Source organism: Streptomyces sp. NPDC041191, assembly GCF_055591945.1.
On the sequence record NZ_JBVIZC010000003.1, the window covers coordinates 313,945 to 329,773 of the forward strand.

Sequence of the window (15,829 nt, forward strand, 5' to 3'; positions counted from 1 at the left end):
GTTGAACTGCGTATACACTTCCAGCGTCCCCGACCGCAGTCCCCCGACCGTACCCACAGGAGCGCGACCCATGGCCACAGACCTCACCGGCCGCCACTTCCTCAAGGAGCTGGACTTCACCGCCGAGGAGTTCCGCGCCCTGGTCGCGCTCGCCGCCGAGCTCAAGGCCGCCAAGAAGGCGGGCACCGAGGTGCGGCGGCTGTGCGGCCGGAACATCGCCCTGATCTTCGAGAAGACCTCGACCCGCACGCGCTGCGCCTTCGAGGTCGCCGCCGCCGACCAGGGCGCCTCCACCACCTACCTGGACCCCTCGGGCTCCCAGATGGGCCACAAGGAGTCCGTCAAGGACACGGCCCGCGTCCTCGGCCGGATGTTCGACGGGATCGAGTACCGGGGGGACAGCCAGGCCACGGTCGAGGAGCTCGCCGCCTTCGCGGGCGTCCCCGTCTACAACGGCCTCACCGACGACTGGCACCCCACCCAGATGCTCGCCGACGTCCTCACCGTGACCGAGCACACGGACAAGCCGCTGGACGCCGTCGCCCTCGCCTACCTCGGCGACGCCCGCTTCAACATGGGCAACTCCTACCTGATCACCGGCGCCCTGCTCGGCATGGACGTCCGGATCGTCGCCCCGAAGGCGTACTGGCCCACCGAGGACGTCGTCGCGGACGCCCGCAGGCTCGCCGAGGTCAGCGGCGCCGCCCTCACCCTCACCGAGGACGTGGCGGAGGGGGTCCGGGGCGCCGACTTCGTGGCCACCGACGTCTGGGTCTCCATGGGCGAGCCCAAGGAGGTCTGGGACGAGCGGATCGCCGCCCTCGCCCCGTACGCCGTGACCACGGACGTGCTGCGCGCCACCGGGAACCCGGACGTCCGGTTCCTGCACTGCCTGCCCGCCTTCCACGACCTGGGCACCGCCGTCGGCCGCGACATCCACGCCCGGCACGGCCTGACCGAGCTGGAGGTCTCCGACGAGGTCTTCGAGTCGCCCCACTCGATCGTCTTCGACCAGGCGGAGAACCGGATGCACACCATCAAGGCCGTCCTCGTCGCCACCCTGGCGGGGACCGGGAACGCCCCGGCGGCCCCCGGGGCATAGCTTTGCTCCTGATTGGGTGAATATGCGTGGTGCGGTTTACGATCGCACGGTTCAGGGGGGTTCGGGCGAGCAGGCCCGGACCCCCCTCGCGCGCGCACGCACCAGAAACGAGAACCCCGCATGCCCCCGTCCACTCCGCGACCCCACTCCGCCCCCGCGCGGACCGCCCCCTCCCGGCGGATCAAGTCGCCGCAGCGGCTCATCGCCGAGTCCGGCACCGACCTCGAGGGCCACGGCCTCAAGCGCACCATGGGCCTCTTCCAGCTCGTCTGCTTCGGCGTCGGCGCGATCGTGGGCACCGGCATCTTCGTCGGCCTCTCCGACAGCGTCGCCAAGGCGGGCCCCGCGGTCGTCGTCTCCTTCGTCCTCGCCGCGGTCACCTGCGTGTTCACCGCCTTCTCCTTCGCGGAGCTGGGCGGCGCGATCCCGGTCTCGGGCTCCTCGTACTCGTTCGCCTACGCGAGCCTCGGCGAGCGGTCCGCCTTCCTCGTCGGCTGGTGCCTGCTCCTGGAGTACGGCGTGTCCGTCTCGGCGGTCGCGGTCGGCTGGAGCCAGTACCTCAACGAACTCCTCGACAGCCTGACCGGATGGCAGCTGCCCGCCGCGCTCTCCGCCGGACCGGGCGAGGGCGGAGCGGTCAACCTGCCCGCCGTGATCGTGATCCTGCTCGCCGCCACCCTCCTCGTGCGCGGGGTCCGGGAGAGCGCGCGGGCGACCGCCGCCATGGCCGTCCTCAAGATCGGCATCCTGCTCGTCTTCTGCGCCGTCGGCTTCTCCGCCTTCCAGGACGGACACCTCTCCCCGTTCGCGGGCAGCGGCCTCGGAGGCATCACGGCGGGTGCCTCCGTGGCGTTCTTCTCGTACATCGGCTTCGACGCGATCACCACGGCCGGCGAGGAGGTGAAGGACCCGCGCCGGAACGTCCCGATCGCCATCCTCGTCTGCATCGGGATCGTCACCCTGCTCTACTGCGCGGTCGCGCTCTCCGCGATCGGGGCGCTCGGCGCCGACGAGGTCGCCGGCCGTCCGGCCGCGCTCTCGCTCGTCGTCGACCGGGTCACCGGCTCGTCGGCGGGCGGCGGGGTCATCGCCTTCGGCGCGGTCGTCGCCATCGCCTCCGTCGTCCTCGCGGTGATGTACGGGCAGACCCGCATCCTGATGTCGATGTCCCGCGACGGGCTCGTGCCCCAGGTCTTCGAACGGGTCTCGCCGAAGACCGCGACCCCGGTCGCCAACACGTGGATCGTGGCCGCCGTCTTCGCCGTGCCGGCCGCCTTCGCCCCGCTCGACGTGGTCGTCAACCTGACCACCATCGGCACCCTCGCCGTCATGGCGGTCGTCAACCTCGCGGTGTTGGTGCTGCGCCGCCGCGCCCGCGACCTGCCGCGCTCCTTCCGGGTGCCGTTCTTCCCGGTCAGCCCGCTCCTCGGCATCGGCTTCTGCCTGTACCTCATCTGGGGCACGGGCTGGCGCACCTGGCTGCAGTTCGCGGTGTTCCTCGGGGCGGGCGCCCTGCTCTACGCGGTCTACGGACGCCGCAACTCGCGGCTCGCCGCGGCGCCGGAGGAGACCGCCGGGACGGCGCCGCCGGGGGCGTGAACCCGACCGGGCACCCCCGCATCCCCCGCCCGGTCCGTCCGGCACCACCCGCTCAGGCGCTCTCCGCCCGTACCGGTTCCCGCAGCCGGAAGCGCTGGAGCTTGCCCGTCGCCGTGCGCGGCAGCGCGTCGAGGAAGACGACCTCGCGGGGTGACTTGTACGGGGCGAGACGGGCGCGGACGAAGGCCCGCAGCGCGGCGGCCGTGCCCGCGTCGCGCGGCACCCCCTCCCGCACCACCGCGTACGCCACCACGACCTGGCCCCGCAGCTCGTCCGGACGGCCGACCACCACCGCGTCGATCACGTCGGGATGGCCGAGGAGCACCTCCTCGACCTGGGGGCCCGCGATGTTGTACCCGGCCGAGATGATCAGGTCGTCGGCCCGGGAGACGTACCGGAACAGGCCGTCGGGCTCGCGGACGTACGTGTCGCCCGTGACGTTCCAGCCCTCCCGCACGTACCGCTCCTGGGCGGCCCCGTCCCCGTCGGGACCGGTCAGATAGCGGCAGCCGACCGGGCCGCGCACGGCGAGCAGCCCCTCCTCGCCGTCCGGGGCCTCCCGGCCGTCCGGGCCGACCACCCTGGCCCGCCAGCCGGGGACCGGGCGGCCGGCCGAACCGGGGCGGGCGTCGCCGTCGGCGGCGGCGAGGAAGATGTGCAGCAGCTCGGTCGAGCCGATGCCGTTGATCAGGCGCAGGCCCGTGTACCGGTACCAGGCCCGCCAGGTCGCCTCCGGCAGGTTCTCCCCGGCGGAGACGCAGCGGCGCAGCGAGCCGAGGTCCGGGGCGGCGCTCCGGACCGGTTCGGCGAGCATGGCCCGGTAGGCGGTCGGGGCGGTGAGGAGCACCGAGACCCGGTGCCGCGCGATCGCCGCGAGGAGCTGCTGGGGCCCGGCCTGTTCGAGGAGGACCGCGCTCGCCCCGGCCCGCAGGGGGAAGACGACGAGCCCGCCGAGGCCGAAGGTGAAGGCGAGCGGCGGCGAACCGGTGAAGACGTCGTCGGGCAGCGGACGCAGCACGTGCGCGGAGAACGTGTCGGCGACGGCCAGGACGTCCCGGTGGAAGTGCACGCAGCCCTTGGGACGCCCGGTCGTGCCGGAGGTGAAGGCGATGAGGGCCGCGTCGTCGGCGGCGGTCGCCACCGCCTCGTACGGGCCGGAACGCCGGGCGGCGAGGGTCAGCAGGTCGTCCGGGCCGTCCCCGCCGAAAGGGGTGACGCGGAGGCCGGGAATCCGGGCGGCGAGCAGCCCGTCGAGGGAGCGGACGTCGCAGAGCGCGTGGGTGCAGCGGGCCGTCTCCGCCATGAAGGCCAGTTCGGGGGCGCGTTGCTGGGCCAGAACGGTGACGGCGATGCCGCCCGCCTTCATCACGGCGAGCCAGCAGGCGGCCAGCCAGGGGGAGGTCGGGCCGCGCAGCAGGACCCGGTTGCCGGGCACGAGCCGCAGATCGGCGGTGAGGACGCGGGCGACGCGGTCGACCCGGTCGAGCAGTTCCCCGTAGCTCCAGACCCCGCCGTCGTCGTCGAGGAAGGCGGGCCGGTCGGCGCCGAACCGCTCCACCGTGCGGTCGAGCAGCTCCACGCCGCAGTTGAGCCGGTCCGGATAGACCGGTCCGGGGCGACCGAGGAGGAGACGGGGCAGGCGGTCCGGCGGCGGCAGCCGGTCGCGGGCGAAGGTGTCGAGGTGGGCGGAGGGCGTCAGCTCCACGGGTCCGTCCCCCTGCCGTGACGGGGCCGCCGGCGCGCCGGGGCCCGGGCGGCGGCCGGTGGGACGCGGCGGGCGCGGCCCGGGGCGGCGCGGCGGGGCCGCCCCGGAACGGCGGCGGCGCGGGGACGCCGCGGGGCGTCGGGACGGCGAAGGCGCCGGAGGGCGCCGGGAAGGGCCCGCATGTCCGCATTCTCACCCGGTTCCGGGCGGACCACCCGGCGTACGGGTCCGGGCCCGGCCCGGGAGGACGGCTCCCTCCCGTGTCCTCCGGCGTTCCGGCCGGTCCCGCACCCGCTTGATCGACTGGTCACCCGTTCGGGTCGGCCTTAGGGTCGTGAGGGTGGACTGACGGCCGTGGACCGACCGGCCACGGCGGCTCCCTCCGGTGAGGGCTCAACGCCATGAACGCTCATGTCTAGCACTCCGAAGCCGACGGCTCCCGCGGCGACGACCTCCCACGGAGGCGGCGAGGACGGCAAGGGCATCGCCCTGTTCGTGATCGCCTCCTGCCAGCTGATGGTCGTCCTCGACATCACGATCGTGAACATCGCGCTCCCGCACATCCAGAGCGCGCTCGGCTTCTCCACCACCAGCCTGGCCTGGGTCGTCAACGCCTACACGCTCACCTTCGGCGGACTGCTCCTCCTCGGCGGGCGCTTCGGGGACATCCTCGGCCGCCGCCGGGTCTTCATGGTGGGCGTCCTGCTCTTCGGGCTCGCCTCGCTGTTCTGCGGACTGGCCCAGAACGAGTGGCAACTCCTGGCCGCCCGCGCCCTCCAGGGCGTCGGCGGCGCCATCGCCTCGCCGACCTCGCTCTCGCTGATCACCACGACCTTCGACGAAGGCCCCGAACGCAACCGCGCCTTCGGCGTGTTCGCCGGCGTCTCGGCCGGCGGCGGGGCGATCGGCCTGGTGGCCGGCGGCATGCTCGTCCAGTGGCTCGACTGGCGCTGGATCTTCTTCGTCAACGTGCCCATCGCCCTGCTCATCGCCTTCCTGACGCCCCGCCACGTCAAGGAGTCGGAGCCGCGGCCCGGCCACTTCGACCTCGCCGGCGCGCTGACCTCGACGCTCGGCATGGTGGCGCTGGTGTACGGGTTCATCCGCGCCGCCCAGGAGGGCTGGCGCGATCCGTACACGATCGGTTCGTTCGTCGCGGCGGTGCTGTTCCTGGCCCTGTTCCTCCTGGTCGAACGGCGCTCCCGGCAGCCCATCACCCCGCTCCGCATGTTCGCCGACCGCAACCGCTCGGGCACCTACGGCATCATGTTGTGCCTGGCGGCGGCGATCTTCGGGATGTTCTTCTTCCTCACCCTGTTCGTGCAGCAGGTGCTCGGCTTCAGCCCGTTGAAGGCGGGCCTCGCGTTCCTGCCGGTCAGCGCGATCATCGCGGTCGGCGCGGGACTCACCTCCAACCTGCTGCCCCGGTACGGCCCCAAGCCCTTCATGGTGACGGGCTCGGTGCTCGCGGCCGCGGGCCTCTCCTGGCTGACCCTGACGGACGTGCGCTCGACCTACCTGGGGAGCGTCCTCGGCCCGATCCTCGTCTTCGGCCTCGGCATGGGCCTGATGTTCGTCTCACTGACCGTCATGGCGCTCTCGAACGTCGAACAGCGGGACTCGGGCGCGGCGTCCGGCCTGCTCAACGCCATGCAGCAGGTGGGCGGCTCGCTCGGCCTGTCGATCCTGGTCACGGTCTTCGGCACGGCGGGCCGCAACGAGGCGGAGAAGCAGGTGCCCGCCTTCCTCGCGCAGGCGAGCCCCCTGGAGAAGGCCCGGTTCGCCGAGACCGGCGTGCTCCCGAAGCCCTGGAGCGACCAGGTCCTGACCGCCGGCGTCTCGGCGGGCTTCGTGACGGCGGCCGTGTTCGCCGCCGTCGGCGTCCTGATCGCCCTCTTCGTCATCCAGGTCCGCCCCTCGGACCTCGAACGCCTCAAGGGCGGCGCGATGATGCCTCCGGGTGGCTGAGCGAATCTATTTACTTACCGCTCTTGAGGATGTCGGCCAGCGGTTCACCGCGCTCGCTCCAGCGTTCGAGTCCAGCGCGTCCTATCAGGTGCATTCGCTCGACGGGGCCGGCCCAGTCGACTGCTTTCGTACTGAAGCGGCCGTTGGTGACCACGATGGCCAGAGAGGATGGCCACGACACCACAGAACCCCCGTACAGGTGCTGTGGAACTGGCTGCCCGACGCTTCCCTTTCCGTCCCTGAAATGCTTGCACTGGACAATGATGGGGCGAGCGAACTCGTCGAAGGCGAGGACGTCGACTCCTTTGTCCCCAGCGCCTCCCGTTGATCTCCGGATCCGATAGCCATCCCGTTCGAGGAGTGCGCCCACGAATTTTTCGAACGCACCCGGTGAGAGTGCGTCGATGTCGCTGAGGCGCATGGTGAGGGACTTTTGCGCCGGCCCCGACAACGCGTCTTCCACCGTTCCGAGCAGCATGACGCACAGACTCTGCAACTCGCTCCACAGTCCCCGCAGGATCTGGGTGTGTTCCGAGTACCGCGCGAGGAAGACACGGGTCGGCACAAAGAGCTGCCCGCCTTCGGCAGTGAGCAACGGGGACGCGGCGTACTCCAGCGTCTGCCTCAACAGGGGCACGTCTTCCCAGTCGGGCGAGTGGACTGGGGTACGGCGCACCCTTTCGGCGAGTCCGAGCGCCTCCCCGCGTTTGTGGGCCGACAGGTCGGCGATCTCTGCGAGCTCGTCCAGGCAGTCCGTGACATCGGTCCTCAGGTGACGGAGCTCTGCCCCATGACGCTCGACGCTCCGCAGAAGCGCAGCCTCCGCAGCGACTCGGTCAGGGGTGGGTGCTTCGTTGAGCGATGCGGCCGGGCGGCGGTGCTTCCCGAGTTGATCGGAGACTGCTTGGACCCGATCCTTCAGGCCCTGGAGACGGCTCCGAAGACCTTCCTCACCGGGCTCCAGTTCCGGAAACATGTCCTGCGGCACATGCACGGTTCCCCCACCTGTTCTGCTCGTGTCACTCCAGGAGGAGGGTAGGGGATCTTTCAGCCCGGCTCGGCCCGAAGTCGAGTGCCGGGGAACCTCGGGGTCGAACGATGCGGTGCGACTCCGTAAGATCTCCTGAAGCTGCGGCCCGACGGGCTTCCCGCCAAGGACATGCCCCCACCCGCACGAGTCACTCGTGCCCTGGGGGAACTGCTCCGTGTCCATGCTCCTGTTGAAAATGGCTGCACAGGATCTGCTGTCGTTGAACAAGCGTCGTCTCATGGTTCCGCACCTCGCCGAGCGCTGGCGGCACTTCCGCGGTGCCGAGGCATCCGTCACCGAGCGCGCGGCATGGGCGGAAAGCCTGGTGAGTCTGGCGGGCGACCTCGTGGCCGCGGGCCGGGGAAATGTGGAGATGGTCGTCGAGTGCGCCGCCACCATCGACGAGGCGGAGCGGCCCGGCGGCCCGCGGCTCATCGACGTCGTCCTGGTGGGGCGCCATCCGGAGGAGAACCGGCCGTCGGTGCAACTGGTGGAACTGAAGCGCTGGTCGAGTGTGACCAGAGTGGAGCAAGCCACTGCCGACCTGGTGCATGTGCCGGGGATGGGGACGAAGCCGCATCCGGCGCTACAGCTGCAGGAGTACTTCACGGCGTTCACCGGCGACCGGGGGCCGTTTCGCAATCTTGAATTCGAATGCGACGGTTTCGCCTATCTCCACAATGCCACGGATGAATCCGTGCGGCCGCTCCTCGACGTCGTCGCACCGACAGGCGCGTATGCGCGTATCTACACGGGCGACCGCCGCGAGCGGCTCCTCGCGGACCTTCGGAAGAGCTTTGCGGCGGAGGGCGCTTCATCAACCGCCGAGATTCTGCTCCAGGGAATGGGGGTGCGCAACACCCCCCTGCTGGACGCCATGATCTGGTCGCAAGGCGCCGATACGGTATTCACGCTGCGCGGGAGGCAGAAGAAGGTGGCCGACCACATCCTCGAGACCGCCGCCAAAGTTCTGCCGGACCCTCGCAATCCGACATTGGTTCCCGATGAGCGTCGCGTGGTGTTCTTGGTGACCGGAGGCGCCGGCACCGGGAAGAGCGCCATCGGCCTGGAGATGAAGACCGAGCTGGAGGCGCAGGGTCGCTCGGTCATGTACGCCAGTGGCAGCCGGGCCTTCAACGGCGCCATGCAGGAACATGTCGGATACGGGGACCGCGAGTTCCGGGAGACGTTCACATACTTCAGCAACTTCGTCACTCCGCCGGAGCCGCCGTTGGATGTGTTGATCTGCGATGAAGCGCATCGCCTCCGCGACCGGTCGACGAACCGGTTCTGGAAGCCGGAGGAGCAGGGCACCGGCCCGCAGGTGGATGAGCTGCTCGCGGCGTCCCGCCTGACCGTGTTCTTCCTGGACGAGGCCCAGTCCGTCCGGCCGAACGACGTCGGCACCGTTCGGCTGATCGAGGAGGCGGCCGCTCGGAACGGTGCCGAGCTCGTCCGGTACAGACTGGTGGAACAGTTTCGGTGTGGCGGCAGTGACGCCTACGTCCGATGGGTGCGAGCCGTTCTGGGAATCACGTCCGAGCCCGCCGACCGGTGGACGCCCGACGGGCTCATGCACGTCGAGGTCGCCGACACTCCCGAGGAACTCGAACGGATCATTCGTACCGAAGCGCTTGCCGGTGCTTCCGCCCGACTCGTCGCGGGATATTGCTGGCCGTGGACGAAGCCCCAGGGCGACGAGAAGAGGCTGGAACTCGACGTGCGTATCGGCGATTGGCATCGTCCGTGGAACGCGGACAGTGACAGCTCCTGCGAGAACGATGCGCCACCCTCCAGGGTCTGGGCCGTGCACGAAAACGGACTGGGACAGATCGGTTGCGTATACACGGCTCAGGGCCTCGAATGGGACTGGTGCGGTGTGATCATGGGAGACGACATGGTGCGCCGGGAGGGGAAGTGGGTGTTCCGGCGGGGTAAAGAAGCCAGAGATCCGGAGCGCGATGTGAAACGTGTGGCCGTTCCAGGCTCCTTCGATCCGAAAGTGAAGGCCGGCAGCGTTGGCGACGAAGAATTCGCCCGACTGGTGCGCCACGCCTACCACGTGCTGATGACGCGGGGGAGCCGTGCGACGGTGCTCTACTCCACGGACGAGGAGACCCGCGCCTACCTGAAGGAACTGGTGGGACCCGTCGAGATCCACGGTCTTCGGCCCACGTGGGAGAACCTGCCGCAAGAGGCCCGCCGAGCGCATCTGCCCCGGCCTCGGCGAGGACGGCGTACGCGCAAGAACCGAGGTTCAGGAGGGGCCGCCAAGGGTGAGCTCAGGCTCTTCTGACGCACGTGCGGTGCACAGAGAGGTGGGGTGGCGGGCTCTCCGGACCCGCCACCCAGCCGGCTCACACGAGCAGGCGTGCTGCCTCCGCCAAGGCCGTCACCACAAGATTGGCGACGACACCGACGGCGACGTCGACCAGGATCGTGCGAAGCCGGTGACGACGCGCAGGCTTGTACTCGACAGGGTTCATGGATACCACTCCTCGACGTGATCGGAATGGCAGGGACAGCCCTACCGGGCATCCGCACTCACCTCACGTCCAGGACATGAGGGAAACCACTCGTGAACCACTGTCGAGAACCGGTACCTGAACACCGCGTCGTACCCTCCGGGAAGGTGCGCAGCGAGAACAACTCTAATGCACGGCCGACTTGAGGGAAGAGCAGTATTTCTGTCGTCGGGCAGGACTGCGCGGCCCGGAACCGGTCGGCTCCGCCAGCGCTGCATTCGTCCCCTCGAAGTCGGCCAGTCGCGCGGCCGGCGGCGCCGAGGCCGGCCGCAGGGGCAGTGCGGCGGAGAACTTCGATCCTGCCACCGCGCGCCAGCCGAGGTCCGGAAGCACGAGAGCGGGACCGGTCCCGATATCCCCCAGAGCGCTTTTCCGCATGCCCGGTGTCAGGTCTTCCCGCAGCCGGACGAAGCAGTCCGAGGGGCGTTGCGCGGGGCGCCGATCACCCCCAGCGTCGCGCCGGGCGTCGCGTCGGCGCGGTAGCCGGCCCGCGCCCACCGGCGGACGTCGTTGCCCTGACGCGCCACGAGACTGCCGCCCGGGTGGACCGTGCGGGGAGCGCCGTCGTCCCGCCGTTCCTGAAGGCGGGCATCGGCCCTGCGGCGTCGTGGCTCACGCACCCGCCGAGGACCCGCTGCTCCAGCGCCTTCGCCCCGGGCGTGCGGTACGGGACGAGCGGGAACTCCTTCCCGTGACGTCGATGACGTCACGGAGCAGGAACGGCTGCCGGCCCATTGACGATCTCACTCTCCGGCGGGCGCGTGCCACTGGTGGTACGGATGGCTGACGTCCGCCCGATCGTATGGTGCCGCTCTGGCGACGAATGACCGTTCTCGGGCACCGGCGGTCAAGCCGGAACGGGTCCGGTCTAGGCATCGAACGTCGACGGGATCAGCGACCGCAGCTTCTCCCGGGTCTCCGGATCCGTCGAGTAGACGATCGTGCCGACCATGCCCCGGGTCAGCAGCACCTTGTAGGTGTTCCGGACGAGACGGTCGATGTGGTCGTCCGGGGTGGCCTTGGTGAACGACGGGTCCTTGGAGGCCGTACGGTCCACCTCCCAGTGGTCCGTACGCCACACCAGGTCCGGCCCGATGATCACGCCGGACCAGTCGTACTCGAAACCCTGCGCCGTGTACACGCAGCCCACCTGTCCGAAACCGGCCTCGTCGGTCGCCCACAGGGGCGCGGGCGGAGCCCCGAGCGCCGACCGGTCGCCGTACAGGTTCCATGGCCGGGCCCAGTCGCCGATGACGACGTCGGCGGGCAGTTCCCGCATGCCCGGAGTGATCTTCGTCGTCCACTTCCAGCAGTAGCCGGCCGACATCCGGGCCCCGTAGCCCTCGTCGCGGCGCGCGACGAGGAAGTCCTCGAGTTCCTGAGGAGTGTCGGCGACCCGGAGCTGCACCTTGCCGTCCGGCTCCCAGACCGCCGGCTCTCCACCCTCCAGGCCGAGCAGGTCGGCGACCCACCGCACGTAGGCGTCGCTGCCACCGCAACGGAACTGGCTGTCCAGCTCCACCACCGTGCACGCGAGCCCGTGTTCGGCGGCGGCCTGCCGGATCTGCTCCTTCGTCCCCATCTCGCCCGGACGCACCACCTGGTGCTGGTCGAGCAGGAAGACGGGCACCCTGGCCGCGTCGATCAGCTCGGACACCTGGGGCCGGCCGGTCCGCAGGGCGGCCTTCGTGTAGCGGTTGGCGGAGGTCACCCGCAGCCGGTGTGCCTCGTCGCAGATCAGCACGTCGAGGTCGTTCGGCTCGGCCTCCATGAAGCTGTTGAAGTACTTGAACAGCTTCTGTACCTCGGGCTTCCGCGCCCCCGCGACCTTGCGCATCGTCTTGGTGAACGACTGCGACCCGGTCGCGTGCAGGGCGGCGACCCCACGCCGGTACAGCTCGCCGAGCAACTGCATCGCGATCACGCTCTTGCCGGACCCGGGCCCGCCGGTGACCACGATCACCTCCTTGTGGTTCGACCGCTGCGCCTTGCGCACGGCCGACATCACCAGCTCGTAGGCGATCCGCTGCTCACCGAGCAGCACGAACTGCTCGCGGTCCCGCACCTCGGCCGCCGCGACGCTCATGAGCTGCTTGGACGGCCGCACCTTGCCCTGGAGGAGCACGTCGGCCGCCTCGGCGCCGGACTTGGGAGCGAGACGTGAGCGCAGGAAGTCGATGAACGCGCCGCGCTCCTCACCGGTGTACATGCGGCCATGGAGCGTTTCGGGCACGGACCGCAGCGACCCCACCCCGAACTCGGTGGCGTTGTGAAGGTAGGCCACGCCCGCGACGGCCTCGGGCGTCCGCTCCACGGCCCCGTTGAAGGACAGCAGGTACTCGCAGTAGCCCCGCACCTGCTCGATCGGGTTCAGCACCGGGTGCGAGTAGGCGTCGATCCGGCAGAGGACCGGGTCGTCCTCCTCGGGGTGCGCCTCGCTCCACTGCTTGAGCTCCACGACGACGTACGACGGCTCACCGGTGGTGGGGTGGACACCGGCCAGTATCGCGTCCGCCCGTTTGCTGGTGAGCGGCAGCCCGTACTCGATCAGCACCTCGACCTCCCCGAGCCCGGCTTCGACGAGGGTGTTGGCCAGGGCGGGAAGGCTGCGCTTCCAGGACCGGACTTCCGAGCCGCCCGGCTGGTGGCTGTGCTTGTGCCGGAAGTTCTCGACCAGGAGCAGCGCCAACGATCCTTCGAGCGTACGGGCGGCCACGGACGCGGCGGACTCACGGAACAGCAAGAAATGCCCCCAGGCAGCACGAAACGACGCTCGTGCGGGTGGGGGCATGTCCTCGAAGTCCGCGGGGGCGGAACGGAAGCCCGGCGGGCCGCTCGGATGATTCCGGCCATTTTAAGACTGTGTGTGCATCATGTGGAGGGAGCTCGTCCGGACTCCGTCAAGTTCGGGCCACGAGGTGACCCCCGGGCCGCTCCTCACCGGGTGAGGTATCGCCGGAAGAAGGCGCCGGCGAGGGACGCGCCGATCCGGCGCTGGGCGGTCTCGGTCAGCTGGGGTTCGTAGGCGGAGCCGCCGGGTTCCGCGCACTGGCCGGGGCGGGCGTCGTCGTGGCCGGCGTCGTCGCGGGCCGCGACCTGTCCGCCGGACGGCGACCACTGGGTGTTGAAGTAGTTGTGGTTCGCGCCGGGGATCTCGAACCGGTGGAACCCGGCGGAGCTTCCGGCGGTCGCGTCGGCGGCGAAGGAGAGGGCCTCGCGGCCGACCTGGCCGTCGCAGGTCCCGCGGACCACGGCCACGGGCACCTTCGTGATCCCGTACGCGCTCATGTCCTCGGTCATGACGTTGTAGGCGGGCGCCAGGGCCATGACCGCCCTGACCCTGACCCCGGCGGGCCACTGGGCCCGGTGGCGGTCCGACGCCTGCCACGTCACGCCCGCGCCGCCGCGCGAGTGGCCCATGGTGCCGACGTTGTCCAGGTCGACGTGGTGCCGGAAGTCGACGCGTCGCGGCTCGCCCGTGACCGCGTCGCGGAACGCGCCGGCGAGACCGCCGCGGCCCGAGGTGGCGAGTTGCTGCCACAGGGCGAGGTGGCGGTTGATCAGGTCGGCCCGCGCGGAGGCGTTCTCGTCGCCCGACACCGACGAGGCGTTGATGCCGTTGGCCCGGACGGACACCACGATGAAGCCGTCGCCGGCCAGTTCCTCGCCGAGGTAGTCGTAACCGCGCTCGTTGGGGAGGAGAGGGGTGCCCGGGGCGCACGGCCAGCTGAACAGCTTCTGGCCGGCGGCCGCGTACGCGTCCCAGTCCCCGGCCTTCTCGGCGGCGGCGCGGGCCGCCTCCGCCGAACGGTCCGCGCAGGTCTCGTGCCAGCCGTGCAGCAGGACCACGAGCGGCCTCGGCGTGGTGCCGAGGTCCTTCGGGTAGTGCACGGACGCGGCGATCTCGACCGGCTCCCCGGTCCCCGGCACCCGGTGGGCCCGGTCCCCCAGGTCGTACGTGACGGTGGCGACGCCCCGCGACTCCCGGGCCGGAGCGTCGAGGGGCGCGGCGGACGCGGGGCTCCCGACCAGGACCTGGGGCAGGACGAGGGCCGTGGACACGGCGAGGGCGAGGGCGCGGGCCCGGGGCAGGCGGCGGCGGATGGCGGGGTGTGTGTCGTCGTACGTCACAGGACGGTCTCCACGATCGTGAGGGCGGGCGCCGGCCGGTGACCGCGGGGGGCCGGACGGCGGCTTCATTCCGACAGACGTCCGACGGGGGCCGGGGTTGCGGGTCCCGTGAAACCCGTACGACCGGACCCTCCCCGGCGCAAGGGGGGGATGACCCCCGTCCCGGTGCCGGGGCGTCCCCCGGGCGAAGACGGCGGGGTGCTCCAGCGCGATCCGCCCCGCGCCGGACGAAGATCGTTTCATCGGCTCGGAGAGTCGCCGCACACGAGGAGTGATCGACCATGCGTGACCACAGGAAGACGACCGGCCGACGGGGGGCGCTCGCACTCGCGGGCGTGCTCGCCGCCACGGCGCTGACCGCCCCGGTGGCTTCCGCGGCATCGGCGGACTCCGTCACGGCGGGCCGGGAAGCGGCCGTCGTGCGCTTCCTGGAACGGGACGCGCACCCGCTGCGTTCCACGGAGCCCGGTGGCGGGACCGCGGACCTCCGGGCGCTGGGCGCCATGACCGGGGACGCGAAGGTGGTGGGTCTCGGAGAGGCCACGCACGGTTCGCACGAGTTCTTCGCCATGAAGGAACGCGTCTTCCGGTACCTCGTCGAGGAGCGCGGCTTCACCACCTTCGCCCTGGAGATGAGCTGGTCGGCGGGGCTCAGGATCGACGAGTACCTCCAGGGCGGGCCCGGTGACCCGCGGACGGTCGCGGAGGAGACGCTGGCCGGATCCCCGTGGGAGCGCGAGGAGTTCGTCAGCCTGATCGGCTGGATGCGCGAGCACAACCGCCGCCACCCCGGCCACCGGGTCCACTTCATGGGCGACGACCTCGGGGCGCCCAAGCTCGGCGACCACGTCTTCGACCGCGTGCTGGCGTCCGTGCGCGCGACCCGGCCGGAGGCGCTGCCCCGGCTCACCGGGCTGTACGCCGGGCTGCGCCCCTTCGACGACGTCTTCGCCTACCTGCGCAGGCCGGCCACGGAGCGGAAGGAGAACGCCGCACGCGCCCAGGAGGCGTTCGACCTGGTCGCCGGAGGCCGGGGGACCGACGACGACGCGTACGCGTGGACCGTGCAGCACGCCCGGAACATCGCGCAGACCTTCGCCTTCGCCGCCGTCGACCTCGCCGACCCGGCCTCGGTCACGGCCGCCGAGCACCTGCGCGACCGGGCCATGGCCGACAACGTGCTGTGGTGGCGGCGCCACACCGGCCACAAGATGCTGCTGTCCGCCCACAACGGCCACGTCGGGTACCTCTCCACCCACCCGGACATGTACCCGAAGACCCAGGGCGCCGTCCTGCGCGACCGCCTGGGACGCGACTACGCCGCGATCGGCTTCGGCTTCGCCGGCGGCTCCTTCCTCACCAAGGACACCTCCCTCGACGGCGACTGGAAGCCGGTCACCGTCCCGGCGGCACGTCCCGGCACGAACGAACACACCCTGGACCGGGTCGGGTACCGCGACTTCTACCTGGACCTGCGGACCGCGTCCGGCGCCGCCCGCGCCTGGCTCGACCGCGCCCGGCCGGTCTACGACGCCGGCTCGACCTTCACCCCCGACCCCCCGCCCACCCTCGCCCTCGGGCGCGCCTACGACGTCCTCGTCCACCTCCACCGGGTCCGGGCCGCCGACAAGCTCTGAACGACCCCGGCGGCGACCGCCGGACCCGCCCCGCCCGCTCGTTCCGGGGCGGCCGTCCGCTCCCGGGGCGAGCGGGGCGGGGGATGTCCCCACCGTCCTCGCCCCCGCTGCCCGCACCGCGTGTCCACCTGC

11 protein-coding genes are annotated in these 15,829 nt (G+C 71.1%); 5 read left to right on the forward strand and 6 right to left on the reverse strand.

Going from position 1 to position 15,829, the window contains the following annotated elements; all coding sequences use genetic code 11:
* The first annotated feature begins 70 nt into the window (after positions 1-70).
* Together argF and ACZ6AQ_RS07525 are read left to right on the forward strand one after the other, a co-directional pair.
* Entirely contained in the window at positions 71-1,102 is a 1,032-nt protein-coding gene (gene argF, locus ACZ6AQ_RS07520) for an ornithine carbamoyltransferase (protein WP_468758224.1), read from the forward strand.
* A gap of 120 nt (positions 1,103-1,222) precedes the next feature.
* Positions 1,223-2,701 (forward strand): amino acid permease, encoded by a 1,479-nt coding sequence (locus ACZ6AQ_RS07525; RefSeq protein WP_468758226.1) that lies wholly within the window; start codon positions 1,223-1,225, stop codon positions 2,699-2,701.
* Between the two features lie 52 nt (positions 2,702-2,753).
* Here ACZ6AQ_RS07525 and ACZ6AQ_RS07530 read toward each other — a convergent pair whose 3' ends face one another.
* Positions 2,754-4,406, reverse strand: coding sequence for an AMP-binding protein (locus ACZ6AQ_RS07530; RefSeq protein ID WP_468758227.1), 1,653 nt, complete (start codon positions 4,404-4,406; stop codon positions 2,754-2,756).
* Between the two features lie 411 nt (positions 4,407-4,817).
* Between ACZ6AQ_RS07530 and ACZ6AQ_RS07535 the strand changes: the two genes are divergently transcribed.
* Positions 4,818-6,374 carry an MFS transporter gene (locus ACZ6AQ_RS07535; RefSeq protein ID WP_468758229.1) on the forward strand — a complete coding sequence of 519 codons (1,557 nt, stop codon included), beginning with the start codon at positions 4,818-4,820 and terminating at the stop codon, positions 6,372-6,374.
* Positions 6,375-6,384: 10 nt separating this feature from the next.
* On the opposite strand, the gene ACZ6AQ_RS07540 is transcribed toward ACZ6AQ_RS07535, so the two are convergent.
* Complete coding sequence (locus tag ACZ6AQ_RS07540) at positions 6,385-7,368, reverse strand: restriction endonuclease (protein ID WP_468758231.1); 984 nt, start codon at positions 7,366-7,368, stop codon at positions 6,385-6,387.
* 217 nt (positions 7,369-7,585) lie between these two features.
* On the opposite strand from ACZ6AQ_RS07540, the gene ACZ6AQ_RS07545 reads away from it, so the two are divergent.
* Positions 7,586-9,700 (forward strand): DUF2075 domain-containing protein, encoded by a 2,115-nt coding sequence (locus ACZ6AQ_RS07545; RefSeq protein ID WP_468758569.1) that lies wholly within the window; start codon positions 7,586-7,588, stop codon positions 9,698-9,700.
* Between the two features lie 61 nt (positions 9,701-9,761).
* On the opposite strand, the gene ACZ6AQ_RS07550 is transcribed toward ACZ6AQ_RS07545, so the two are convergent.
* From ACZ6AQ_RS07550 to ACZ6AQ_RS07565, 4 genes are all read right to left on the reverse strand, one after another.
* Positions 9,762-9,890, reverse strand: a complete 129-nt coding sequence (locus tag ACZ6AQ_RS07550; RefSeq protein WP_468758232.1) for a DUF6408 family protein — start codon at positions 9,888-9,890, stop codon at positions 9,762-9,764.
* Between the two features lie 425 nt (positions 9,891-10,315).
* A complete protein-coding gene (locus ACZ6AQ_RS07555) occupies positions 10,316-10,549 on the reverse strand; it encodes a hypothetical protein (protein ID WP_468758233.1) in 234 nt (77 codons plus the stop codon).
* Positions 10,550-10,797: 248 nt separating this feature from the next.
* The gene (locus tag ACZ6AQ_RS07560; protein ID WP_468758235.1) at positions 10,798-12,672 is read right to left on the reverse strand and encodes a DNA/RNA helicase domain-containing protein; all 1,875 of its coding nucleotides are present in this window, start codon (positions 12,670-12,672) and stop codon (positions 10,798-10,800) included.
* A 194-nt stretch (positions 12,673-12,866) separates the two neighbouring features.
* Positions 12,867-14,060: an alpha/beta hydrolase gene (locus ACZ6AQ_RS07565; RefSeq protein WP_468758236.1), complete on the reverse strand. Its 1,194-nt coding sequence runs from the start codon at positions 14,058-14,060 to the stop codon at positions 12,867-12,869.
* A gap of 281 nt (positions 14,061-14,341) precedes the next feature.
* On the opposite strand from ACZ6AQ_RS07565, the gene ACZ6AQ_RS07570 reads away from it, so the two are divergent.
* Positions 14,342-15,697 (forward strand): erythromycin esterase family protein, encoded by a 1,356-nt coding sequence (locus ACZ6AQ_RS07570; RefSeq protein WP_468758238.1) that lies wholly within the window; start codon positions 14,342-14,344, stop codon positions 15,695-15,697.
* Positions 15,698-15,829: the final 132 nt, after the last annotated feature.